Annotated in this window: 23 protein-coding genes and 1 pseudogene; 7 read left to right on the top strand and 17 right to left on the bottom strand. The window is 68.6% G+C overall.

The window, feature by feature from the left end; translation table 11 throughout:
• Positions 1-82: 82 nt before the first annotated feature.
• The 4 genes from dapF to QE449_RS10700 are packed head-to-tail and all read right to left on the bottom strand — an operon-like array spanning position 83 to position 3435.
• Complete coding sequence (gene dapF / locus QE449_RS10715; RefSeq protein ID WP_027505134.1) at positions 83-955, bottom strand: diaminopimelate epimerase; 873 nt, start codon at positions 953-955, stop codon at positions 83-85.
• Positions 956-959: 4 nt separating this feature from the next.
• On the bottom strand, positions 960-1814 hold the full coding sequence (locus QE449_RS10710; protein WP_222637655.1) for an RNA methyltransferase: 855 nt from the start codon (positions 1812-1814) through the stop codon (positions 960-962).
• Positions 1811-2725, bottom strand: a complete 915-nt coding sequence (gene miaA, locus QE449_RS10705; RefSeq protein ID WP_222637656.1) for a tRNA (adenosine(37)-N6)-dimethylallyltransferase MiaA — start codon at positions 2723-2725, stop codon at positions 1811-1813. The genes QE449_RS10710 and miaA overlap by 4 nt, the downstream gene beginning before the upstream one ends.
• Positions 2722-3435, bottom strand: a complete 714-nt coding sequence (locus tag QE449_RS10700) for a hypothetical protein (protein WP_307108789.1) — start codon at positions 3433-3435, stop codon at positions 2722-2724. Before QE449_RS10700 ends, miaA begins: the two co-directional genes overlap by 4 nt.
• A 164-nt stretch (positions 3436-3599) precedes the next feature.
• On the opposite strand from QE449_RS10700, the gene QE449_RS10695 reads away from it, so the two are divergent.
• On the top strand, positions 3600-5057 hold the full coding sequence (locus tag QE449_RS10695) for a DUF349 domain-containing protein (protein ID WP_307108788.1): 1458 nt from the start codon (positions 3600-3602) through the stop codon (positions 5055-5057).
• A gap of 10 nt (positions 5058-5067) precedes the next feature.
• On the opposite strand, the gene QE449_RS10690 is transcribed toward QE449_RS10695, so the two are convergent.
• The gene (locus tag QE449_RS10690; RefSeq protein WP_037185326.1) at positions 5068-5649 is read right to left on the bottom strand and encodes a hypothetical protein; all 582 of its coding nucleotides are present in this window, start codon (positions 5647-5649) and stop codon (positions 5068-5070) included.
• Positions 5637-7178 (bottom strand): annotated as a pseudogene (gene miaB, locus QE449_RS10685) (tRNA (N6-isopentenyl adenosine(37)-C2)-methylthiotransferase MiaB). Before miaB ends, QE449_RS10690 begins: the two are co-directional and overlap by 13 nt.
• A 184-nt stretch (positions 7179-7362) precedes the next feature.
• Between miaB and gluA the strand changes: the two are divergent.
• The 4 genes from gluA to QE449_RS10665 all read left to right on the top strand — a co-directional run bounded on the left by gluA (position 7363) and on the right by QE449_RS10665 (position 10649).
• Positions 7363-8091, top strand: coding sequence for a glutamate ABC transporter ATP-binding protein GluA (gene gluA, locus QE449_RS10680; RefSeq protein WP_027505130.1), 729 nt, complete (start codon positions 7363-7365; stop codon positions 8089-8091).
• A gap of 37 nt (positions 8092-8128) precedes the next feature.
• Positions 8129-8962, top strand: coding sequence for a glutamate ABC transporter substrate-binding protein (locus QE449_RS10675; protein WP_027505129.1), 834 nt, complete (start codon positions 8129-8131; stop codon positions 8960-8962).
• 86 nt (positions 8963-9048) lie between these two features.
• Complete coding sequence (locus tag QE449_RS10670) at positions 9049-9729, top strand: amino acid ABC transporter permease (RefSeq protein WP_027505128.1); 681 nt, start codon at positions 9049-9051, stop codon at positions 9727-9729.
• Positions 9726-10649 carry an amino acid ABC transporter permease gene (locus QE449_RS10665; RefSeq protein ID WP_307108787.1) on the top strand — a complete coding sequence of 308 codons (924 nt, stop codon included), beginning with the start codon at positions 9726-9728 and terminating at the stop codon, positions 10647-10649. Before QE449_RS10670 ends, QE449_RS10665 begins: the two co-directional genes overlap by 4 nt.
• A 4-nt stretch (positions 10650-10653) precedes the next feature.
• Here QE449_RS10665 and QE449_RS10660 read toward each other — a convergent pair whose 3' ends face one another.
• The 9 genes from QE449_RS10660 to pgsA form a co-directional block, all read right to left on the bottom strand.
• The gene (locus QE449_RS10660; protein ID WP_373428287.1) at positions 10654-11295 is read right to left on the bottom strand and encodes a regulatory protein RecX; all 642 of its coding nucleotides are present in this window, start codon (positions 11293-11295) and stop codon (positions 10654-10656) included.
• Between the two features lie 17 nt (positions 11296-11312).
• A complete protein-coding gene (gene recA / locus QE449_RS10655) occupies positions 11313-12359 on the bottom strand; it encodes a recombinase RecA (protein WP_027505126.1) in 1047 nt (348 codons plus the stop codon).
• A 166-nt stretch (positions 12360-12525) separates the two neighbouring features.
• The gene (locus tag QE449_RS10650; protein WP_027505125.1) at positions 12526-12720 is read right to left on the bottom strand and encodes a DUF3046 domain-containing protein; all 195 of its coding nucleotides are present in this window, start codon (positions 12718-12720) and stop codon (positions 12526-12528) included.
• A gap of 35 nt (positions 12721-12755) precedes the next feature.
• Entirely contained in the window at positions 12756-13934 is a 1179-nt protein-coding gene (locus QE449_RS10645) for a glycosyltransferase (RefSeq protein ID WP_307108786.1), read from the bottom strand.
• A gap of 34 nt (positions 13935-13968) precedes the next feature.
• Positions 13969-14142 carry a hypothetical protein gene (locus QE449_RS10640; protein ID WP_027505123.1) on the bottom strand — a complete coding sequence of 58 codons (174 nt, stop codon included), beginning with the start codon at positions 14140-14142 and terminating at the stop codon, positions 13969-13971.
• Between the two features lie 198 nt (positions 14143-14340).
• Positions 14341-15180 (bottom strand): hypothetical protein, encoded by an 840-nt coding sequence (locus tag QE449_RS10635; RefSeq protein ID WP_307108785.1) that lies wholly within the window; start codon positions 15178-15180, stop codon positions 14341-14343.
• 31 nt (positions 15181-15211) lie between these two features.
• Positions 15212-16030: a phage shock protein PspA gene (gene pspA, locus QE449_RS10630; protein ID WP_027505120.1), complete on the bottom strand. Its 819-nt coding sequence runs from the start codon at positions 16028-16030 to the stop codon at positions 15212-15214.
• Positions 16031-16191: 161 nt separating this feature from the next.
• Positions 16192-16542 carry a helix-turn-helix domain-containing protein gene (locus QE449_RS10625; RefSeq protein WP_027505119.1) on the bottom strand — a complete coding sequence of 117 codons (351 nt, stop codon included), beginning with the start codon at positions 16540-16542 and terminating at the stop codon, positions 16192-16194.
• 201 nt (positions 16543-16743) lie between these two features.
• Complete coding sequence (gene pgsA / locus QE449_RS10620) at positions 16744-17298, bottom strand: CDP-diacylglycerol--glycerol-3-phosphate 3-phosphatidyltransferase (protein WP_027505118.1); 555 nt, start codon at positions 17296-17298, stop codon at positions 16744-16746.
• A gap of 284 nt (positions 17299-17582) precedes the next feature.
• Between pgsA and QE449_RS10615 the strand changes: the two genes are divergently transcribed.
• Positions 17583-18065, top strand: a complete 483-nt coding sequence (locus QE449_RS10615; protein WP_027505117.1) for an amino-acid N-acetyltransferase — start codon at positions 17583-17585, stop codon at positions 18063-18065.
• Positions 18066-18102: 37 nt separating this feature from the next.
• A complete protein-coding gene (locus tag QE449_RS10610) occupies positions 18103-18387 on the top strand; it encodes a YciI family protein (RefSeq protein WP_307108784.1) in 285 nt (94 codons plus the stop codon).
• Positions 18388-18463: 76 nt separating this feature from the next.
• Here the strand turns inward: QE449_RS10610 and QE449_RS10605 are convergent, their stop codons facing one another.
• On the bottom strand, positions 18464-19552 hold the full coding sequence (locus QE449_RS10605) for a TerC family protein (protein WP_081821174.1): 1089 nt from the start codon (positions 19550-19552) through the stop codon (positions 18464-18466).
• A gap of 264 nt (positions 19553-19816) precedes the next feature.
• Entirely contained in the window at positions 19817-22534 is a 2718-nt protein-coding gene (locus QE449_RS10600; protein WP_307108783.1) for a DNA translocase FtsK, read from the bottom strand.
• Positions 22535-22540: the final 6 nt, after the last annotated feature.

Genomic DNA, 22540 nt, shown 5'->3' with positions numbered 1-22540 from the left:
GAGACCCATGATCCACGAGAACGTCCTGACGTGCACTGTCATTTACGCAACCGTGTCGCGGGGAATACCCGCACCCCGGCCGTCACGCTTCCAGCCCCGCCCACCAGGCGTCCGACAGCTCCCCCGACGCCACCAGCACCGACGGCCCCCGCATCGACGCGGAACCGTTCGACACGCGCACCGACACGACACCACCGGGAACGTGGACGGCCAGCTCACCGTCGCCGGACCCGTCGAAACGCAGGGCGGCGACCGCGGCGGCGACGATGCCCGTGCCACACGATCTGGTCTCCCCCACGCCGCGCTCGTGGACACGCATGCTCACCGCACCGTCCTTCGGCACGGTGACGAACTCGATGTTGACCCCGTGCGGGTACACCGCACCGTCGAAGGTGGGTTGCGCCGTGAGGTCGAGGTCGCCGAGGGTCTCCGCATCGAGATCGGCGGACACGCAGGCCAGGTGCGGATTGCCGACGTCGACGCCGATGCCCGTGAAGGACCTGCCGTCGACCTCGGTGTCGGAGGTCTCGAAGACCTGCGGGGTGCCCATCTCGACGGTGACCACGGCGTCGGTGGCGTCGTGCGAGTGCACCGTGACCGGTTTTCCGCCGGCGCGCGATCCGACGACGAACTCGTCCGAGTCCACGAGACCGGCCGCACGAACGTAATGGGAGAACACCCGGACACCGTTGCCGCACATCTCCGCGATGGACCCGTCCGCGTTGCGGTAGTCCATGAACCAGTCGCCGGCGGACACGCCCTCGGGCAGCGCGTCGAGCACGCCGCGGTCGACGAGAGCACCGCTGCGGGCGACTCGCAGTACCCCGTCCGCGCCGAGCCCGGCTCGGCGATCGCACAGCGTCGCCACGCGGTGTGCGCTCAGATCGAGGAGTGCGTCCGGGTCCGGCAGCACGACGAAATCGTTCTGCGTTCCGTGTCCCTTGGTGAACTGCATGGGATCAGTCTCCCACCGGCGCGGACGTCCGCGCGATCAGCCGTTGGCGCGTGATCTCGTACAGCCCGACGGCGCCGGCGGACGGTGCTCCGAGGGAGCTCGCCGCGCCGCCTATCGGGATGGACACGACGACGTCGCAGGCATCCCGCCACGCGGCACTCATGCCGCGGGTCTCGTTGCCCACCACCAGCACCGTTCCTCCTGTGAAGTCGTGCTCGTGCGCTGCCACCGTGCCGGTCTCGTCGGTGCCCACGATCGTCATGTCGGTGCCCTGCTGCCGCAGCCTGTCCACCATCGCGCGAACCTGCTCCGGACCTCCGACCTGTCCCACGGGGAGTGCGAACAGGGACCCGGTGGTCGCGCGGACGCACGCGGGATCGAACGGGTCCGCGGCATGCCCGCTGACCAGCAGCCCGGACGCTCCGAAGGCGTCCGAGGACCGGATCAGGGTGCCGAGATTGCCCGGCGACGTCGGCCGATCGAACGCGACCACCACCGGCGCGTCGCCCGTCGGAGTCCAGTGGCCGGGATCGAGGAGCCGGGACCGTGCGAGGAGCAGGACCTCCGGTGGTTGATCGACGCGTTCGCCGAGCTCCGCCATCAACTCCGGCGCGACACCCACCGCGGACACGCCTGCGGCCCGGCAGCGGTCCACAGTCGACGTGGCCCAGGACGACAAGGGGTCGCCGGTTCGATAGAGCACGGACTCGAGCGGCCACTCGTGCTCGACGGCCAGCGTCACCGGCCGCACTCCCTGCACGAGGAAGACTCCCGCCTTGGTGCGCTTGCCGCGGGTGACGAGGTAGGACTGCCACTGCTGGAACCGCGCGTTCCTCGACAGGACGAGCGCATCGCTCATCGGTGTTCTCCCCTCGTGCGCAGTGCGGCGTCCAGCAGGTCCGATGCGCCCCCGCGCAGCCAGTGCACGCGGGGATCGCGGCCGAACCAGGACCGTTGGCGGCGAACATAGCGACGGGTACCGACGAAGGTCGCCTCGCGCGCGGCCGCCTCGTCGATCTCGCCGTCCATCAGCTGCAGCACCTGCGCGTAGCCGATCGCCCTCGGGGCGGTGACTCCCTCGCGCAGTCCCTGCCCCACGAGGGTCTCGACCTCGGCGACGAGCCCCTCGGCGAACATCGCGTCGGTGCGTGCCGCGATGCGCGCGTCCAGCTCGTCGGTGTCACGGTCGATGCCGAGGACGACGGTGTCCCAGCGCGGCTCGCCGATGGTGGGCGCCGACGCGGCGAACGGCTTCCCGGTGAGGCGTCCCACCTCGAGCGCGCGGACGATGCGTCGGCCGTCGGTCGGCAGGATCGATGCCGCGGCCGCCGGATCGGACTCGGCGAGTGCGCGATGCAGCGCCGCGACCCCCTCGGCGGCGAGCCTGGCCTCGAGTTCGGCACGCACCGCGGCATCCGTGGCCGGGAACTGCCATCGGTCCAGCAGAGCCTGGACGTACATCATCGATCCGCCGACGACGACGGGCACGACGGACTGCTCGAGCAGTTCCTCGATCTCCCGCACCGCGGCGTCCTGGTACGCCGCCACCGTTGCCGTCTCCGTGACGTCCAGGACGTCGAGTCGGTGGTGCGGGATGCCGCGACGCTCCGCCACCGGCGTCTTCGCGGTACCGATGTCCATGCCTCGGTACTGCTGCATCGCGTCGATGTTCACGATGTGCCCGCCGAGGCGCTCGGCGAGATCGAGCGCGAGGGCCGACTTGCCCGTGGCCGTGGGTCCGATCACCGCGACCGGTGTCGGTCGCGTCACAGCGACCACGAGGCGACGTGATACCCGACTCCGTAGGGGGCACCGCGAAAGAGACTGTGCGGCACCACTCGTGCGGGTCCGACCAGCGTGGCCGCCACCTGCCATGCCACCCGCCCGTCCACGCCGAGGGCATCACACAGAGCAGGGTCCAGGGACGCCAGCGCATCGACGTCGGCTCTGCCGAGCGCATCGTCGATCGCGTGCTGCACCGCCTCGGCCCGGTCGTCGAACGCGCCGGGCGCCTTGTCGGTCAGGGTCGTCGCCCCGTCACCGACGACGAGCAGCCCCACCGGGCCGGGCGCGGCGTCGACGCGGCCGCGCAGGTCGAGCGCCACTGCCGCCACGTCCTGGACACTCGCGTTCCGAGCGACGAGCTGTACGGGGACCGACCACTGCGGAACAGCCTGCTCGCGAAGCAGCCCGACGGTCAGCGCGGCCAACTCCATCGCGCGATCGACAGGCCCGCGATCCGGGGCGAGACCGACCACGACATCGGCCCCGAAACCGGCGTACGTACCCGCGGCATCGCCGTCGATCCAGGTCGTGGTCGCACCGACCCCGACCCCGATCCAGCCGTGACAGGACTGCCCCAGGTCGTCGCACACCTCGCGCACGGCTGCACGCAGATCGTCCAGTTCGCCTGTGGCGGAACCGGCGAGCTCCGCGAGCAGCAACGGAGGCGACGGGACGAAGGCGAGGGCGGACAGCACGGACGCCACGGTAGTCGACCGTCCGAGGGCGTCCCTTTTCCGCGCGTCCCTCGGGGTTTGCATGGTCGCCGACGCGCGGAGGGGGTTGAATGGGCCGAGAACGACCGAGCAGAGAACCACGTAGCGCCAGGCAGCCGTGACGCGCGGCAGAGACGGAGAGAACCATGACCGAGCACGAGACGACCGAGAACGCCCCCGGCGAGGCGCAGGCGAGCCCCACACCTCCCCGGCCCGGGCCCCGACCGGGTCCTCGACCCGGCGGCGCACCGCGCCCGGCGCCCACCCGGCCCGGTGCCCCGGCCGATCCGTCCGCACCGTCGTCGTCCACAGGCGACGGGGAGTCGCACCCGACGCCGCATCCGGCTGCACACCACGTGCCGACGACGCCCGCTGTCGTCCCGGTCGTGACCGATCCGTCCCGCTGGGGCCGGGTCGACGAGGACGGTTCCGCGTGGGTACGTACCACCGACGGAGAGCGGCAGGTCGGTTCCTGGCAGGCCGGTGACGCGGCCGAGGGCCTCGCACACTTCGGGCGCCGCTACGACGATCTCGCCACGGAGGTCGCACTCCTCGAAGCGCGACTCGCCTCCGGCGCCGGCGACGCCAAGAAGACGAAGACCGCCGCCGTCGCGCTCGCCGAGACCCTGCCCACCGCTGCTGTGATCGGCGACATCGACGCGCTGGCGACCCGCCTGCAGGCCGTGATCGAACACTCCGACGAGGTCGCCGCCGAGCATCGCAAGCGCAAGGATTCCGAGCGGACCGAATCGACGGCACGCAAGGAGGCGCTGGCCGTCGAGGCCGAGACCATCGGCAGCGAATCCACGCAGTGGAAGGCCGCGGGTGACCGTCTTCGCGTGATCCTCGAGGAGTGGAAGACCATCCGCGGCGTCGACCGCAAGGTCGACGACGCCCTGTGGAAGCGCTACTCCAAGGCACGGGAGGCGTTCAACCGCCGCCGCGGCGCGCACTTCGCCGATCTCGACCGCGAACGCGGTGCCGCCAAGGTGCGCAAGGAAGAACTGGTCGCCAAGGCCGAGGAACTGTCGTCGTCCACCGACTGGGTGGGCACCGCGCAGGTGTTCCGCGATCTCCTGACCGAGTGGAAGGCCGCCGGCCGGGCTCCCCGCGACGCCGACGACTCGCTGTGGCAGAAGTTCAAGGGCGCCCAGGACGTGTTCTTCGAGGCACGCAACGCGGCTCAGTCCGAGCAGAACGCGGAGTTCGAGCAGAACGCCGAGGCGAAGGAACGGCTGCTGGCCGAGTCCGGTCACATCGACCCGTCCAAGGACATCGAGGCGGCCCGCGCAGCACTGCGGACATTGCAGGACAAGTGGGACGCCATCGGCAAGGTCCCGCGGGAGAAGATGCACGATCTCGAGGGCAAGCTCCGCGCGATCGAGAAGCGCGTCCGCGACGCCGCCGACTCCGAGTGGCGACGCACCGACCCCGAGGCGATGGCGCGCGCGGCTCAGTTCCGCGAGCGGGTCGCGCAGTTCGAGGAGCAGGCCCAGAAGGCCGAGGCCGCGGGCAAGGCCAAGGACGCCGAGAAGGCCCGTGCGCAGGCACAGCAGTGGCGCGAGTGGGCCGACGCCGCCGACAGCGCCCTCGGCGGTCTGTGACTCCGGAGGATCAGTTGTCGCGGCGCCGGGACGTGTCCAGCACGTTCTCGCGCCGCGCCTCGTCCATCACGGCCGCGTCGCGCCGGGCGGCGGCAGCCGCCCACTGAGCGTTGGAGCGGTTCCACACCACCTTGAACCAGTGGAACGCCAGCACGACCACGAGCAACCAGCCGAGGACGAGGCCCAGCCCGGGGCCGGCCCCGGTGAGGCCGACGGGAACGGTCTGACGCGACCAGATGGCCAGGATGCCCAGCACCGTCGCCACCCCGGACCCGTAGAGCGCGACCCAGGCCAGCGCCCAGCGTTGAGTGACCAGGGCGAGGGCCGAGAAGCCGACCGCGAACACCAGGGTCAGCCACACGAAGATGCGTGACGGCAGTGCCACCGACTCCGCCACGGCGTCCTCGTCGTGCACCAGCACGTCCCACGCGTTGGCCGAACCTGTGTGCGGCAGTGCGAAGCTCAGTAGCAGCAACAACACCACCACCGCCACGACGACGGCGCGGACCCCCGGGTCGATACGCCCCGAGATCCGCTTCTCGGCGGCCGCCGGATCGGACCCGGTCGTCGGCTCCGTACTCACAGTGAACATCCCATCGTCGTGACCGGCTCGGGCGCCGGGGCGCCGACGGACGGCAACCCCAACCCGACACCGACCGGTGCGGTCCGGGGCATCGTGCCCCGCTCGTGTCGGTCGCCGGCCGTGGTGCGCCGGTGCGAGCGCACCGGGACGTCGGCGACCAGGTGATAAGGCTTCGCGTCGGTCACCGTGGTGACGACGACGTCGCCGGGCCGGACGGCGCGGTCGATGGCGCCCGTCGGGGTGAAGTGCACGAGTCGCCCGTCGCGGGTGCGTCCACTCATCCGCTCGGTGACGGCGTTCTTGCGTCCGGCCCCGTCGGCGACGAGCAACTCCACCTCGGTTCCGACGACGCGACGGTTCTCCTCGTGGGAGATCTCCTCCTGCAGAGCGGCGAGCCGTTCGTAGCGTTCCTGCACGACGGCCTTCGGCACCTGATCCGGCATGTCGGCGGCCGGCGTTCCCGGTCGCTTGGAGTACTGGAACGTGTAGGCGCTGCTGAAGCGAGCGCGACGGACGACGTCGAGGGTCTCCTGGAAGTCCTCCTCGGTCTCCCCGGGGAAGCCCACGATGATGTCCGTCGTCAGTGACGCGTGCGGGATGGCTTCGCGCACCCGGTCGATGATGCCGAGGAACTTCTCCTTGCGGTACGAGCGGCGCATGGCACGCAGCACGCGGTCCGATCCGGACTGCAGAGGCATGTGCAGCGTCGGGCACACGTTGGGCGTCGACGCCATCGCCTCGATGACGTCGTCGGTGAACTCGGCGGGATGCGGCGAGGTGAACCGGACGCGCTCGAGACCGTCGATCTCCCCGCACGCGCGCAGGAGCGATGCGAACGCACCCCGGTCACGCGGCTGCTCGGGATCCGCGAACGAGGCGCCGTACGCGTTGACGTTCTGTCCGAGCAGCGTCACCTCGAGCACGCCCTCGTCGACGAGGGCCTGCACCTCGGCGAGGATGTCGCCCGGCCTGCGGTCGACCTCCTTGCCGCGCAGTGCGGGCACGATGCAGAAGGTGCAGGTGTTGTTGCACCCCACCGAGATGGACACCCACCCGGAGTAGGCGGAGTCGCGCTTGGCCGGGAGAGTCGAGGGCTACGCGTCCAACGACTCGAGAATCTCGACCTCGGCGCGCTGGTTGTGGCGCGCCCGATCGAGCAGCGCCGGCAGGGATCCGATGTTGTGGGTGCCGAACACGACGTCCACCCACGGCGCCTTCGTGACCACGACGTCGCGGTCCTTCTGTGCGAGGCACCCACCGACGGCGATCTGCATGTCGGGGTTCTCGTCCTTGGCCGGCCGGAGTTGGCCGAGGTTGCCGTACAACTTGTTGTCGGCGTTCTCCCGTACCGCACACGTGTTGAAGACGACGAGATCGGGGGACGACCCGGAGTCGGCCTTCTCGTAACCAGCCTCCTCGAGAAGGCCGGACAGTCGTTCGGAATCGTGCACGTTCATCTGGCAGCCGTACGTGCGCACCTCGTAGGTGCGCGCAGTCCCGGACCGCGCAGGCAGGGTCTGGGTGTCGATCGTGTCCACCCCTCCAGGGTACGGCGGCGCTCGAACCCGACCCACCGAGCGGTCCGAGTAAAGTTTCCATTACATATCCGCGGTCCCCGCACCAAAACGAGCAGTGGCGGAGGAAACTACCTCTAGGGTCATCGCCATGACCCACCCTGACGGCGAGCGCGAACATCGCTCGTCCACAGCATCGTCTGCCCCCATGATCGCGATGCACGGCGTGCAGAAGCACTTCGGTGATCTGCACGTCCTCAAGGACATCGAACTCGACGTTCCCAGCGGCCAGGTCGTCATCGTCCTCGGCCCCTCCGGGTCGGGTAAATCGACGTTGTGCCGCACCATCAACCGGCTCGAGCCCGTCGACGAGGGCACCATCGAGGTCGACGGCAAGGCACTTCCCTCCGAAGGCAAGTCGCTCGCCGCGCTCCGCGCGGACGTCGGCATGGTCTTCCAGTCCTTCAATCTCTTCGCGCACAAGACGATTCGTGAGAACGTCATGCTCGGGCCGACGAAGGTCCGCAAGATGAAGAAGGACGAGGCCGAGAAGACCGCGCAGCGTCTGCTCGAACGCGTCGGCATCGCCAACCAGGCCGACAAGTACCCGGCGCAGCTCTCCGGCGGCCAGCAGCAACGTGTCGCCATCGCGCGTGCACTCGCCATGAACCCCAAGGTGATGCTCTTCGACGAGCCGACCTCGGCGCTCGATCCCGAGATGGTCAACGAGGTGCTCGACGTCATGACGTCGCTGGCCAAGGAGGGCATGACCATGGTGGTCGTGACCCACGAGATGGGCTTCGCCCGACGCGCCGGCGACCGTGTCATCTTCATGGCCGACGGCCAGATCGTCGAGGACACCGATCCCGAGACCTTCTTCACCACACCGAAGTCCGATCGCGCCAAGGACTTCCTCGGCAAGATCCTGAGTCACTGATCTCCCACCCGCTCGTCCCAACTTCTGGAGGATCTCGATGAGAATCACCCGTACCGCCCGTGTCGGCGTCGCCGCACTCGCGCTCGCCTTCGCCGCCACCGCGTGTGGTGGCGACGAGGCCACCAGCGCGTCGTCCAGCGCCGAGAGCGGCAAGCTGACCGTCGGCATCAAGTTCGACCAGCCGGGCCTGGGCCTGCGCACCCCCGACGGCTCGTTCAGCGGCTTCGACGTCGAGGTCGCGAAGTACGTCGCCGGCAAGCTCGGTGTCACGCCGGAGAACATCACGTTCAAGGAGTCGCCGTCGGCGCAGCGCGAGACGCTGATCGAGAACGGTGAGGTCGACTACATCGTAGCCACCTACTCGATCACCGACGCCCGCAAGGAGAAGGTCGACTTCGCCGGACCGTACTTCGTCGCCGGACAGTCGCTCCTCGTTGCCGACGGCAACACCGACATCACGGGCCCCGAGTCGCTCAGCGGTGGCAAGCGCCTCTGCTCCGTCTCCGGCTCCACCCCCGCGCAGAAGGTCAAGGACCAGTACGCGCAGGACGTGCAGCTGCAGGAGTTCGACACCTACTCCGCCTGTGTCGAGGCACTGCGCAACGGCGCCGTCGACGCGGTCACGACCGACGACATCATCCTGGCCGGCTACGCGGCTCAGTACCCGGGTGAGCTCAAGGTGGTCGGCGAGCCGTTCACCGAGGAGCGCTACGGTATCGGCCTGGCCAAGGGCGACGACGAGACCCGCACCAAGATCAACGACGCGATCGACGCCATGATCGAGGACGGGTCGTGGCAGAAGGCATTCGAGGACACCGTCGGACCGTCCGGGTACCCGCTGCCCGCACAGCCGACCGTCGATCGCTACTGATCACCACTCTTCGCGAGACCCGAACGGGCGGTTCACACCGGTGAACCGCCCGTTCGACTCGTCACCGCTCTCGGAAGGAGTCGCCGGTGGACATACTGAGTGACTACGCGCCCGAACTCCTCGACGCGTTCTGGATGACGATCAAGCTGACGGTGCTCTCCGCCATCGGCGCTCTCGTCCTCGGCACCCTGCTCGCGGCGATGCGGGTCTCCCCCGTTCCCGTCGCGCGGTGGATCGGTGCCACCTACGTCACCATCTTCCGCAACACCCCGCTCACGCTGATCCTGCTGTTCTGCGCCTTCGGCCTCTACCAGACCCTGGGCGTCACGCTCGCCGATCAGGCGTCCCCGACCGGCCAGGCGGACAACAACTTCCGGCTCGCCGTTCTCGGTCTGAGCATCTACACGGCCTCGTTCGTGTGCGAGTCGCTGCGGTCCGGAATCAACACGGTGAACGTCGGGCAGGCGGAGGCCGGGCGTTCGCTCGGTCTGACGTTCTCGCAGAACCTGCGCTTCATCGTGCTCCCCCAGGCGTTCCGTGCGGTCATCGGCCCGCTGGGCAGCGTGCTCATCGCCCTGACGAAGAACACGACCGTCGCCGCGGCGATCGGCGTCCTCGAAGCGGCCATTCTGATGAAGGAGATGATCGAGAACGAGGCGGCGATCTTCGTCGTCGGCGGTATCTTCGCGCTCGGCTTCGTCATCCTGACCTTCCCCACCGGCCTCTTCTTCGGCTACCTCGGCAAGCGATTGGCGGTTGCCCGATGACCACAGCGAACGCACCTCTGAGCACCGAGGCACCGCCGAAGAAGGTCGCCTCCGCCGAACGCGCCACCGTTCTCTACGACGCTCCGGGGCCCCGCGCCAAGGTGCGCAATCACATCATCTCGGCCGTCGTGCTCGTCCTGGTACTGCTGGCGGCGTACGTGATCTACGCGAAGCTGGACGAGAAGGGCCAGTTGACATCGGAGAAGTGGAGCCCCTTCACCGAGTCCTCGACCTGGACGACATACCTGATTCCCGGCATCCAGGGGACGCTGATCGCCGCGTTCCTGTCCATCGTGTTCGCGCTGATCCTCGGCGCGGTCCTGGGGATCGCTCGCCTGTCCGACCACCGCCCGGTGCGGCTGGTCGCCGGATTCTTCGTCGAACTGTTCCGCGCCATCCCGGTGCTGATCCTGATGATCTTCCTGTACCAGTTCTTCGCCGAGTACCAGGTGTTCAAGTCCCGCTACCTGGCCCTGGCCGCGGTGGTGACGGGCCTGACGCTCTACAACGGCTCGGTCATCGCCGAGATCGTGCGGTCGGGCATCCAGTCCCTGCCGAAGGGTCAGACCGAGGCGGCCATGGCCATCGGCCTGCGCAAGGGCCAGATCATGCGCATGATCCTGCTTCCCCAGGCCGTGACCGCGATGTTGCCGGCCATTATCTCGCAGATGGTGGTGGCGCTGAAGGACTCCGCGTTGGGGTACATCATCGGCTATGTCGAGGTGGTCCGGTCGGGCCAGCAGGTCGGTGCCTTCTACGGCAACTTCCTGCCGGCGCTGATCATCGTGGCCATCATCATGATCATCCTGAACTCGCTGCTGACGTACCTCGCCACGAAGGTGGAGAAGCGACTGCGACGAGCGAAGAAGAGTCCGGTTCCTGTCGATCAGGGTGCCGCCATGGGTGGCGCGACAGTCTGACGTTCTAGTACTCGAGGCCTTCGGAATCGTTTCCGAGGGCCTCGAGTTCTGTCCGAACCACGTCGAAGGCCATGCCCTGGGCGAACCCGCGACGCGCGAGCATCGACACGAGCTTGCGCACCACCTTGTCGCGTTGCGCACGCCGCTCCCGCGGATCCTCGATCTCCTCGTTCAGAGCGGACAGCAGAGCCGGGGCTCGGAGCTTCTTGACGACCAGTTCGCGCGCACGCTCCCGCTCGCCCTCGGGCTCGATCATGTCGAGTGCCTCGGTGGCCAGCACCGGATCGATGCCCTTGGTGCGTAGTTCTCTGCGCAGCGCCTGCTTGCCTCGGCCCGAGTACGTGTGTCGCGAGCGGACCCACTGATGGGCGAAGTCGCGATCGTCGACCAGCTTGATCTCGGTCAGCCTGTCGAGCACGGACGTGATGATCTCGTCCGTGAATCCTTTGGCGGCCAACCGCTGTTCGAGCTCGACGCGGCTCCGGGCGCGATCGGTGAGCAACCGCAACGCGGCATCCTTGGCCTGCACCGCCGTGCCCCCGCCCGGGGGCGGCGTCTCGCCCGATCGGCGGCCGGAACGGGACCGGGCGCCCGACGTACGTCGGGCGCCCGGTGCACGCGAGTCCGGAAACTCGTCGTCGTTCACAGTCGAGAGACCTGCTGTCAGAAGTCGACCGGAGCAGCGACGGCCTCGTCGGGCGTACGCACGTCTGCACCGATGCCGAGCTTCTCCTTGATCTTCTTCTCGATCTCGTCACGGATGTCGGTGTTCTCGAGCAGGAACTTGCGTGCGTTCTCCTTGCCCTGGCCCAACTGATCACCCTCGTAGGTGAACCAGGAGCCGGACTTGCGCACGAAGCCGTGCTCGACACCCATGTCGATGAGCGAGCCTTCCTTGCTGATGCCCTTGCCGTACAGGATGTCGAACTCGGCCTGCTTGAACGGCGGCGACACCTTGTTCTTGACCACCTTGACGCGGGTGCGGTTACCGACTGCGTCGGTTCCGTCCTTGAGCGTCTCGATACGACGGATGTCCAGGCGCACCGATGCGTAGAACTTCAGCGCCTTACCGCCCGTCGTGGTCTCGGGCGAGCCGAACATGACGCCGATCTTCTCGCGCAGCTGGTTGATGAAGATGACCGTGGTGCCGGACGAGCTGATGGCGCCGGTGATCTTGCGCAGGGCCTGGCTCATCAGGCGGGCCTGCAGACCGACGTGACTGTCACCCATCTCGCCCTCGATCTCGGCACGGGGAACCAGGGCTGCCACGGAGTCCACGACCAGGATGTCGATGGCACCGGACCGGATCAACATGTCCGCGATCTCGAGCGCCTGCTCACCGGTGTCCGGCTGGGAGACCAGCAGCGCGTCGGTGTCGACACCGAGCTTGGCGGCGTAGTCCGGATCGAGAGCGTGCTCCGCGTCGATGAACGCGGCGATGCCGCCGGCGGCCTGTGCGTTGGCGACCGCGTGGAGCGCGACCGTCGTCTTACCCGAGGACTCCGGGCCGTAGACCTCGACGATGCGGCCGCGCGGGAGTCCGCCGATGCCGAGCGCGACGTCCAACGCGATCGAACCCGTGGGGATGACGGCGATGGGCACACGGGCCTCGTCGCCGAGACGCATGACCGACCCCTTGCCGAAGTTCTTGTCGATCTGCGCGAGCGCGAGATCGAGCGCCTTGTCCCGATCGTATGCAGCTGCAGCCATCATGGTCTCCTTCTCGAAGTTCTTGTCCCCGAAGCGTCTGTACCCCGTCGATCTGTCGCCAAGGTAGAGGGGGGTACCGACAAGAACCGCTGCCGTGCGATTCCCGTCGACTCTGCACACGACTATAAGCGAACAGGTGTTCGATACCCAGCGACACGCCGGAGGTTCACCACCGCGATCGGGGAACGTCGAACTCGACGCACAGTGCGCGCCACACGTCCTTCGGATCCTCGCCGTCCTCGATGGCCTGCGCGGCGGTGCGGTTCCCGAGGCTCAGCAGCAGGTGGTCGACCAGCATCGAGTCCCCGGTCACGGTTCCGAACTGTTCGGCGACACGGTCGTGGAAGTCGGTCAGGCGCACCATGTCACCGTAACCCGGGACGTCCGCGCTCCCCCTCAGCGCGGGCGGGAGTCGACGATCACGCTGCGGCACACCGCGACGGGATCCTCGACCGCGGCGGCGGTCGCCGCGGCGCGACCTGCCGCGGCGGCGTACGTCGAGTCGTTCAGCACCCGGTCGATCGCCTCCGCCACGGCGTCGGCGGACACCGGACGCACGATCGTGGCGCTTCCTTGCCGGGCCACGCGGTTGGCCAGTTCCCACTGATCTCCCCCGCCGGGGATCACGACCACCGGGACGCCGGCGGACAGCGCCTTCGCCAACATCCCGTGGCCGCCGCCGCACACCACGACCGACGCCAGCGGCAGCAGCGCGTCCTGGCGCCCCAGTCCGCCCACCGCCCAGGACGGTAGACCGGCCGGAACGTCGTCCACCGTGGTGATCACCAGTCGACGACTCCGGCCGCGCGCACGTGAGGCCGCCGTCGCCTCGACAGTGGCCTCGACCATGGACACGGCGCCGGTCGCGGCCGTCGACGGTGCCAGCAGGATCAGCGGTTCGGTCCCCGGGGGCGGGTCGAGGAGAGCGGTCGTCGGCTCCCACAACAACGGACCGACGACCCGCGCCTCGGCCGGCCAGTCCGACCGCGGCACCTCGAGCGCGGGGATGGTCGCGACGAGGCGCCGCGCGGGGCCGGGGTCCGACGCGGGCAGACCGACGCCCTCGCGCGCCCGAGCGCGCTGCGCCAGCCCCGCTCGGACGGAGCGGTCCGTCAGAGCTCGCATCACGGTGTCCCGCAACCGACCTCGCAGTCCCGTGCCCGGTGCGAGACCACTCCCGATCGGGGGCAACGACACGGAGGGCCGGTAGAGCGGGTGCGGAGACAGTTCCACCCAGGGAACTCCCAGCCGCTCGGCGGCGAGACCGCCGCCGGCCGTGAGAATGTCCGAGACCACCAGATCGGGAGCCGCCTCGGAGAGCACCGGCAGCAGCATCGAGGACATGTGGGCCGCTCGCTCGTGGATTCTGCGGCCGGCGTCCGCGTCGTCGTCCTCGGGTCGCGGTTCCAGTCCCGGCAGCAGGCGAGTGTCCACCCCGTCCGCTCGCGCGGCGTCGAGCCACCGATCGCCGGTGTAGACCACGGCCGTCTCTCCTGCGGCCGTCAGCGCCTTCGCGAGCGCGATGGCAGGGAAGGCGTGCCCCGCATCGGGGCCGGCGACCACCGCGACGAGCATGGGCGAAGCCTAGGTCAGCGCGGCACCGGGGACGTCAGAAGGGTGACTTCGCCGAGTCGCGATCGCCGCTCATCGCGCGGAAGAGGAAGTAGAGACCGGTTCCCACCACGGCCAGCGCCACCAGGGGGAACAGCGCCTTCAGCAGGGCGCCGAGAACGACGATGCCGATCCACACCAGAACGATCGCACCGAGAATCTTCCAGAACATGTCGAACTCCTTCTCGTCGGGGACTCCCGTCGCCGGCCGCGGTGGAGTTCACCGGCGATCCGTCGACGAGTTCGACACTGCCAGAACCGAACTGGCACAGCACCGGTTCGTCGCGGAGTTCAGGGTGAAGATCGGGGTCGACCCCGAGGACGGTAGGTCGATCTCAGGGTCGCAGTCCGGGTGAGACCGCCGCCGAGGTCAGGGCCTCTGCAGGTGCTCGAGGCCGAATGCCCAGCCCTCGAGGCGATCGGACGCGAACTGGAGGGCGTCCCGTCGCGCGTCGAGTGCGGTGAGCGAACCGGAGGAGCCCGGCGCGGTGAGCAACGCAGCCGCGGCGACGAGCCCGTCGAACTGGTGCACACCGTCCGTCAACCGGGCCGCGGTGGACCCGATGGACGCGGACAGATGGACCGCTGCAGCCGGACTTCCCAGCGCTGCTCTCTCCATCGCGACGATGTCGTGCGCGACCTCGGTGAGGGCTGCCGACGCGGCCGCGGCGATCCGGGTCGTGTCGTGCACGTCGTCCGCGGCGACCGCCCCGGACCGAGCGAGGATGCCCGTCAGCTCGTGCAGACTGCGTTCGGCGGCCGCGAGACGTTCGATGGGCTCGCGAGCGGCGGAGCCCACCGGAGGCAGAGCACGGCGGACCGGCGCTGCTGCCGGCAGTGGCTGGGCCCGCAGCCGTCGGTAGGCCGCCGCCGCGGCCACGGCGGGCACCGCGAACAACACCGTGGTGCCCGATCCCCCGACGACGATCCAGTCGGGTGCGGACGTGGCCGCCACCGTGACGGTGGCGACGCCCATCGACCCGGACGCCGCACCGAAGAGCGTGGCCCGCCGGCGAGTCCGACGGATCCGCCGTTCGGCCTTCTTGCGCGGGTCGTTCCACGACTTGGCGGCGTCGAGGAACGGCCGCGTGACGTCGACGACACCACGAGCCCGGGCGCGCACCAGGTCGGCAGCGCGCCCCACTTCGGCCGGTGCAGCGGGCCGCTCGTGCCACATCTGCCGTCGGTGCGGGTCGCCGTGTCCGGACATCAACGCTCCGTGAGGGTCTCGTGCAGGCAGATCAGTTGGCCTGAGGAGGCTCGGGGGTCGCCTGCGGGGACGACAGGTTCTTCTGCGTGGACACGCCGTCCGCGGAGGGGCCGGCGGTGAGCGAGTCGCCCGCCATGGAGGCACGGATCTGCTCGAGGCGGCTGTGTCCGGCCATCTGGACGCTCGCCTGCTGGACCTCCATCATGCGGCCCTGCACGGAGTTCTGAGCGAGCTCGGCGGAGCCGAGCGCGTTGGCGTAGCGGCGCTCGATCTTGTCCCGGACGGCGTCGAGGCTGGGCGTGTTGCCCGGCGCGGACAGCGTGGAGTCCATCGAGCGGAGCGACTCGCTGACGCGCTCCTGCATCTTGGCCTGCTCGAGCTGGCTGAGCAGCTTGGTGCGCTCGGCGACCTTGGCCTGCAGCGTCATGGCGTTCTGCTCGACAGCCTTCTTGGCCTGGGTGGCGGCCTGGAGCGCCTGGTCGTGCAGAACCTTGAGGTCCTCGACGCTCTGCTCGGCGGTGACCAGCTGAGCCGCGAACGCCTCGGCGGCATTGGTGTACTGGGTGGCCTTCTCGACGTCGGCAGCAGCATTGGCCTGGTCGGCGAGGGTGACGGCCTGGCGCGCATTGGCGTTCAGCTTCTCCACCTCGTCGAGCTGGCGGCTGAGCTTCATCTCGAGCTGGCGCTGGTTACCGATGACCGACGCGGCCTGCTGCGAGAGCGCCTGGTGCTGACGCTGGGCGTCCTCGATGGCCTGCTGGATCTGGACCTGCGGATCCGCCTTCTCGTCGATCTTGGAGTTGAACAGAGCCATCAGATACTTCCAGCCCTTGACGAAAGGATTGGCCATCGGTTCTTCCTGCCTCCATGTGATCCGCCGCGTACGCGACCCGGCTGGCGACCGTCACCGCCGGTGATGCTGCGCGTGTCCGGGACACGCGGTCTGTCTGTGATCGGTACCCGCCATGATCCCATGTCGAACCACGAATGGTCGGAAACGGGACGCGAAGATCAGGCAGCGGCGAGTGCTCGCGCGGTCGGGGCCGGGATGACCACGCGCGTCTCGTCCGAGATGTGGGCCGCACCGCGCTCGGCGGGAACACCCGTCGACGCGGCCGCACTCGCCATCGTGTCCGTGAGCGATTCGCTCACGTCGAACAGAACGTCCGACAGTGGGACGTCGAGGGCATCGCAGATGGCGTTGAGCAGTTCGCTCGACGCCTCCTTGCGGCCACGCTCGACCTCCGAGAGATACCCGAGGCTGACGCGCGCCGTGTTGGAGACCTCGCGCAACGTGCGGCTCTGAGCGACCCGTGTGCGGCGAAGACTGTCGCCCAATGCCTCACGCAAGAGCAGCGCCATGTGGCCCCTCCTTCATCGTGTTCGAACTACGTCGTGGTCGACCGCGGGAACGCCTGTCGGTGCACCGTCGCTCGACCCTCGTCCACCTACAACGCCGGAACGGTCCGATCGGTTCCCGCGACGCGTGTGGACACCCGTCGGAACGGGTGAGAGAACCCTAACCCCCGCTCGCGATCCGCACGCGGCGGAGCACCGGACGGCTCATCGCCCGTCGTGTGGTGTCCGGACCCGCGGCCGCACTGCCTGCACCACATAGTCGAGGCCTGTGATCACGGTCAGCGCCACGGCCACGATCATCAGCACCATCGCTGCCGGGATCACAGCGTCGGGAAGCGGCAGAACGTAGACCCCGATGGCCACGCTCTGGACGAGGGTCTTGAGCTTGCCGCCGCGTCCCGCGGGGATGACACCGTGCCGCAGGACGGCGAACCGCAGGAGCGTGATGCCGATCTCGCGGGCACCGATGACGAGGGTGATCCACCAGGGCAGGTCCCCCAGCATGGACAGTCCGACCAGGGCCGCCCCGATCAGTGCCTTGTCGGCGATGGGGTCCGCCATCTTGCCGAACTCCGTCACGAGTCCGTGCTTGCGCGCCAGTTGGCCGTCGATGCGATCGGTGATCGCCGCGACGACGAAGATCCCGAAGGCCGCGAGCCGCCACCCGGTCTCCTGGCCACCGTCCGCGAACAGAGCCCACAGGAACACCGGGACCAGCGCGATCCTCAGGACGGTCAGGACGTTGGCGATGTTGAGCAGTGGAGCCGGAGTGAGCGGGCCCGAGCCGACGACGGCGTCCGGCGTCGGCGCGGACGCGTCACCGGGGCCACGACCGACGTCGTACTGAGCGCTCACGTCGCCGAGCCCGCTCTCGGGACGTGACGTGAGTTACCGGCGCGGGACACACGGTCACAATATCGGTACGCCCGATGACTACTGTTCACCCCATGACTTCCGACCTCGATCCGGAGACGGACTCCCGGGCGGCGCAGGATCGCGCAGACGTCCGGACCGCGTCCGGGTCCACCACCGAGCGCGTGCGCCTGCGCCGTGCCCGCACCTCCGACATCCCGGAGATCAAGCGACTCATCGACATCTACGCGGGCCGGATCCTGCTCGAGAAGAATCTCGTGACCCTCTACGAGGCGGTCCAGGAGTTCTGGGTCGCCGAGGTCGACGGTGTCGTCGCCGGCTGCGGCGCGCTGCACGTGCTGTGGGCGGATCTCGGCGAGATCCGCACGGTCGCCGTCGATCCGTCCGTCAAGGGACACGGCGTGGGCCACCTCATCGTGTCCCGGTTGATCGACGTCGCCCGCGAACTGCAGCTCTCCCGCATCTTCGTGCTCACCTTCGAGGTGCCGTTCTTCGCCCGCCACGGGTTCTCCGAGATCGACGGGACCCCGGTCACCGCCGAGGTCTACGCGGAGATGTGTCGCTCGTACGACACCGGTGTCGCCGAGTTCCTCGATCTCAGCTACGTCAAGCCGAACACTCTCGGCAACACCCGCATGCTGCTCACGCTCTAGATCACCCACCACCCGCTCACACCGCAGGAGAACATCGATGGCCCATTTCCTCGTCAACTACACGTACTCGTCGGCCACCGCCGAGGGACGCGACCGCGTCCGCGCCGAGCACCGCGACTGGCTGCGGGATCTCCTCGCTCGCGACATCGTGGTGGTGGCGGGGCCGTACGCGGACGACAGCGGCGCCACCATCATCGTCAAGGGTGAGAGTGCGGACCAGGTGGGAACGCTGTTCGCCGAGGACCCGTTCGCGGCGGAGAAGCTCGTCGACGCCGTGGCGATCCAGGAGTGGAAGCCGGTGATGGGCGTCCTCGCGGAGTGACCCGCCCTCCGGCACCCGCCGGACACGAGAACAGCCCGGCACCTCTCGGTGCCGGGCTGTTCTCGTGCGGGACGGATCAGCGCGAGTCGCGCTCGGTGTCCGTGACGCCGGTCGACGTGGTACCGGTCGAGGCGGCCGTGGTGTCATCGCCGAGGACCGGGCTTCCGGTCTCGCCGTCCTTCACCGCGGGCTTCGCGTCGCCGCGGGTCTTGAGCAGGCTGGCCACGGTGGTGACGATCAGGATGCCCATGATGACACTGAGCGACACTCCGGTGCTGATCTCGGGGACCGACAGGTTCTCGCCGCCGTTGATGAAGCCGAGCTCGTTCTCGTGGAGCGCGTGGAGGACGAGCTTGACGCCGATGAACGCCAGTACCAGGGACAGGCCGTAGGACAGGTAGACCAGGCGATCGAGCAGTCCGCCGATCAGGAAGTACAACTGGCGCAGACCCATGAGGGCGAAAGCGTTGGCCGTGAAGACGATGTACGGCTCGGTGGTGAGACCGTAGATCGCCGGGATCGAGTCCAACGCGAACAGGATGTCGGTGAAACCGATGACGACCAGGGCCAGCAGCATCGGGGTGACCACGCGCTTGCCGTCGATCTTCACCGTCAGACGATCACCGTGGTACTCGTCCGTGGTGGGGAGGATCTTCTTGGCGAACTTCATGATCTTGGTGTCCTGCTGGACCTCGTTCTCCTCCTCTTCCCCGGCCTCCTTGATGAGCTTGTAGGCCGTGTAGATGAGGAACGCACCGAAGAGGTAGAAGACCCAGCTGAAGTTGTTGATGGCCGCGGCACCGAGGGCGATGAAGCCACCGCGCATCACGAGCGCCATCACGATGCCGATGAGCAGCACCTTCTGCTGGTACTGACGCGGTACGGCGAACGTCGTCATGATGATGAGGAAGACGAACAGGTTGTCGACGCTGAGCGCCTTCTCGGTGACGTACCCGGCGAAGTACTCACCGCCGTAGGTCGCGCCGTACTGCCAGAACACGATTCCGCCGAAGATGATGGCGATCGTGATGTAGACGACGGACCACGTCGCCGATTCCTTGAAGGTCGGCTCGTGGGGGGTCTTCACGTGAGCGAAGAAGTCGAAGACGAAGAGTCCCAGGATCACCACGATGGTGACGATCCAGACTGTGGACGAGACATTCATGTGAGCAACTACCTCCGGTAGTCCATGGGTGGGCTCCGGAGGTCTCTCCCACAGAACCAGTGATGATGTCTCGTGTGACCACTGTGTCTGCCGATGACCCGGATCGAGGCAGGGCTCGATCGTGCTGACGGGTCCTTCGCAAGCTGGGGATACTCCCCTCCTGAGAACAACCATGCCACAGCCCCGGCCGTATGGAGACACGCGAAGGGTAATGCACAGGTAAAACTCAGCTAGCGTGAGAGTCAATTCACAACGGGGCCACCGTCACTCGTCCGGATTGTCCGACTCTCCCGGATCCCCGCCCTTGATCGACCACAGCAGCCCGTCCAACTCGTCGGGCTTGACCAGGACGTCGCGGGCCTTCGATCCCTCGCTCGGGCCGACCACGCCGCGCGTCTCCATCAGATCCATGAGCCTGCCGGCCTTGGCGAAGCCGACGCGCAACTTGCGCTGCAGCATGGACGTCGAGCCGAACTGACTCGTGACGACGAGTTCGACGGCTTGGAGCAGCACGTCGAGATCGTCGCCGATGTCGGCGTCGACGTCCTTCTTCTCCGCGGCCTTCTGCGCGGTGACGCCCTCCTGGTACTCCGGCTCCGCCTGGTTCTTGGCGAAGTCGACGACCGCGGTGATCTCCTCGTCGGTGATGAAGGCGCCCTGTAGACGGGTGGGCTTGCCCGCGCCCATCGGCAGGAACAGGGCGTCGCCCATACCGATGAGCTTCTCCGCACCCTGCTGATCCAGGATGACGCGGGAGTCGGTCAGCGACGACGTGGCGAACGCGAGCCTGGACGGGACGTTGGTCTTGATCAGGCCCGTGACGACGTCGACGGACGGGCGCTGGGTCGCGAGCACGAGGTGGATGCCGGCCGCGCGCGCCTTCTGCGTGATGCGGACGATCGCCTCCTCCACGTCCCGCGGCGCGGTCATCATCAGGTCCGCGAGCTCGTCGACGATCGCGAGGATGTACGGGTAGGGCTTGTAGACGCGCTCGCTGCCGAGCGGTGCGGTGATCTCGCCCGACTTCACCTTCTTGTTGAAGTCGTCGACGTGGCGCACCCGGTTTGCCTGCATGTCCTGGTAGCGCTGCTCCATCTCCTCGACCAGCCAGGCGAGGGCCGCGGCAGCCTTCTTCGGCTGCGTGATGATCGGCGTGATGAGGTGCGGGATCCCCTCGTACGGGGTCAGCTCGACCATCTTGGGGTCGATGAGGATCATCCGGACCTCCTCCGGCGTCGCCCGCGCGAGCAACGACACCAGCATGGAGTTGACGAAGCTCGACTTGCCCGAGCCGGTGGAGCCCGCCACCAGGAGGTGCGGCATCTTCGCGAGGTTGGCGCTGACGAAGTCGCCCTCGATGTCCTTGCCGAGGCCGATGACCAGAGGATGGTGATCCTTGCGGGTCGAGGGCGCCGTCAGCACGTCGGCCAGGCGGACCATCTCGCGGTCGGAGTTGGGCACCTCGATGCCCACCGCCGACTTGCCGGGGATGGGGGCCAGCAGACGCACGTTGTCGGTGGCCACCGCGTACGCGATGTTGCGGGCGAGCGCCGTGATCTTCTCGACCTTGACGCCCGGTCCGAGCTCGACCTCGTAGCGCGTGACCGTCGGTCCGCGGGTGAAGCCGGTGACGGCGGCGTCGATCTTGAACTGCTCGAGGACCTCGGAGATCGCCTCGATCATCGCGTCGTTCGCCTGGCTGCGCGTCTTCGGCGGGTCGCCGTCGATCAGCAGGGACAGCGAGGGCAGGACGTAGTCGCCGTCGACGACCCGGTCCACGACGAGTTTGTCGTCCTCTCTCGGCTTCGGCGGAGTCGCCGCGACGACCGGAGCGGGCTTCGGCTTCGGCGTCGGCTCGACCACCGGTTCCTTCGCACGCGTGCGGACGGGCGGCGGCACCGGCACGTACTCGGTGGGAGCGTCGTCCACCGGTGCCGACTCCTCCACCGGGTACGCGTCGGCCGGCGCGGACGATCGGCGGCGGCGCGACCTCGCCGGCTTCTCGTCGACCGGGTAGCCGTCGGCGTCGAACAGGGCGGGGTCGTACTCGTCGTACGAGGAGCCGTAGCCCGCGGAGTCGTACCCGTCCGGTGCGAAGTCACCGAGGTGCGACTCCTCCTCCCAGTCCTCGTAGTCGCTGTACTCGTCGCCGCGGTTCGCCGTACCGAACAGGGTCCGCAGACGCGCGGGGATGTCGCGCACGGTCGTCCCGGTGAGGAGAAGGACGCCGAACAGGACCGCGAGCAGGAGCAGCGGCACGGCGAGCCAGACGGTGACCCCGCTGCTGAGCGGACCGCCGACGACGAAGCCGACGAAGCCGCCGCCGGACGCACGCCCGGCCAGGTCGTCCGGTGATCCCGAACCCAGATGCCAGAGTCCGAGCATCGGCAGGCCGACGAGCAGAGACCCGAGGACGAGCCGGGGGCGGTCGTCGGGAGCGGGTTCGGTCCGCATCAGGGCTACGGCGACGCCGATGCCGAGCAGCGGCAGCAGGATGGCCGCGCTGCCGACGACGGCGCGCAGCCCGATCTCGATCCACTCCCCGACCGGGCCACCGGCCGAGAACCAGAGACCGGCGGCGACGACCACGCTGACCGCGAGGCACCCGAGGGCGATGCCGTCGCGGCGGTGGCCGTGTTCGATGTCGGCGGCCTTGCCGACGGTGCGAGTGGTGGCACCGAGTCCGCGCGCGGCGAGGCCCCACCCCTTGCCGATGCCGCGACCCACGGAGTTCAGGGCCGCGCGACCGGGCGAGATCGTGCGCTTGGGGGCGCTGCGAGGTCGGGCTCCGGACGATGACCGTGCGGTACCGGACGAGCGAGTCGCCGGGGTGCGCCCGGTGGACGACCGGGGGGCGGTGGGCTTGCGCGGCGTCGTGACCGTCCGCCCGCGTCCGGTGGAGGCACCACTCGTGCCGGTGCCTGCCTTGCTCGATCCGGCCGCGCCGGATCGGGACGCGCGCGTACTCGTCTTGCCTGCCATACCCGT

The sequence above is a fragment of the Rhodococcus sp. SORGH_AS_0303 genome, from assembly GCF_030819335.1.
GTDB lineage: Bacteria > Actinomycetota > Actinomycetes > Mycobacteriales > Mycobacteriaceae > Rhodococcoides.
The sequence above is the reverse complement of the archived record's forward strand: the minus strand, read 5'-3'. Positions and strand labels throughout refer to the sequence as shown.

Bases quoted from the DNA above. Each gene is read 5' to 3' on its own strand.
- dapF (WP_027505134.1), bottom strand. From the start codon at position 955: ATGCAGTTCACCAAGGGACACGGAACGCAGAACGATTTCGTCGTGCTG.
- QE449_RS10710 (WP_222637655.1), bottom strand. From the start codon at position 1,814: ATGAGCGATGCGCTCGTCCTGTCGAGGAACGCGCGGTTCCAGCAGTGG.
- QE449_RS10695 (WP_307108788.1), top strand. From the start codon at position 3,600: ATGACCGAGCACGAGACGACCGAGAACGCCCCCGGCGAGGCGCAGGCG.
- QE449_RS10690 (WP_037185326.1), bottom strand. From the start codon at position 5,649: ATGTTCACTGTGAGTACGGAGCCGACGACCGGGTCCGATCCGGCGGCC.
- gluA (WP_027505130.1), top strand. From the start codon at position 7,363: ATGATCGCGATGCACGGCGTGCAGAAGCACTTCGGTGATCTGCACGTC.
- QE449_RS10675 (WP_027505129.1), top strand. From the start codon at position 8,129: ATGAGAATCACCCGTACCGCCCGTGTCGGCGTCGCCGCACTCGCGCTC.
- QE449_RS10665 (WP_307108787.1), top strand. From the start codon at position 9,726: ATGACCACAGCGAACGCACCTCTGAGCACCGAGGCACCGCCGAAGAAG.
- recA (WP_027505126.1), bottom strand. From the start codon at position 12,359: ATGGCTGCAGCTGCATACGATCGGGACAAGGCGCTCGATCTCGCGCTC.
- QE449_RS10645 (WP_307108786.1), bottom strand. From the start codon at position 13,934: ATGCTCGTCGCGGTGGTCGCCGGCCCCGATGCGGGGCACGCCTTCCCT.
- QE449_RS10640 (WP_027505123.1), bottom strand. From the start codon at position 14,142: ATGTTCTGGAAGATTCTCGGTGCGATCGTTCTGGTGTGGATCGGCATC.
- QE449_RS10635 (WP_307108785.1), bottom strand. From the start codon at position 15,180: ATGTCCGGACACGGCGACCCGCACCGACGGCAGATGTGGCACGAGCGG.
- pspA (WP_027505120.1), bottom strand. From the start codon at position 16,030: ATGGCCAATCCTTTCGTCAAGGGCTGGAAGTATCTGATGGCTCTGTTC.
- QE449_RS10625 (WP_027505119.1), bottom strand. From the start codon at position 16,542: ATGGCGCTGCTCTTGCGTGAGGCATTGGGCGACAGTCTTCGCCGCACA.
- QE449_RS10610 (WP_307108784.1), top strand. From the start codon at position 18,103: ATGGCCCATTTCCTCGTCAACTACACGTACTCGTCGGCCACCGCCGAG.
- QE449_RS10605 (WP_081821174.1), bottom strand. From the start codon at position 19,552: ATGAATGTCTCGTCCACAGTCTGGATCGTCACCATCGTGGTGATCCTG.
- QE449_RS10600 (WP_307108783.1), bottom strand. From the start codon at position 22,534: ATGGCAGGCAAGACGAGTACGCGCGCGTCCCGATCCGGCGCGGCCGGA.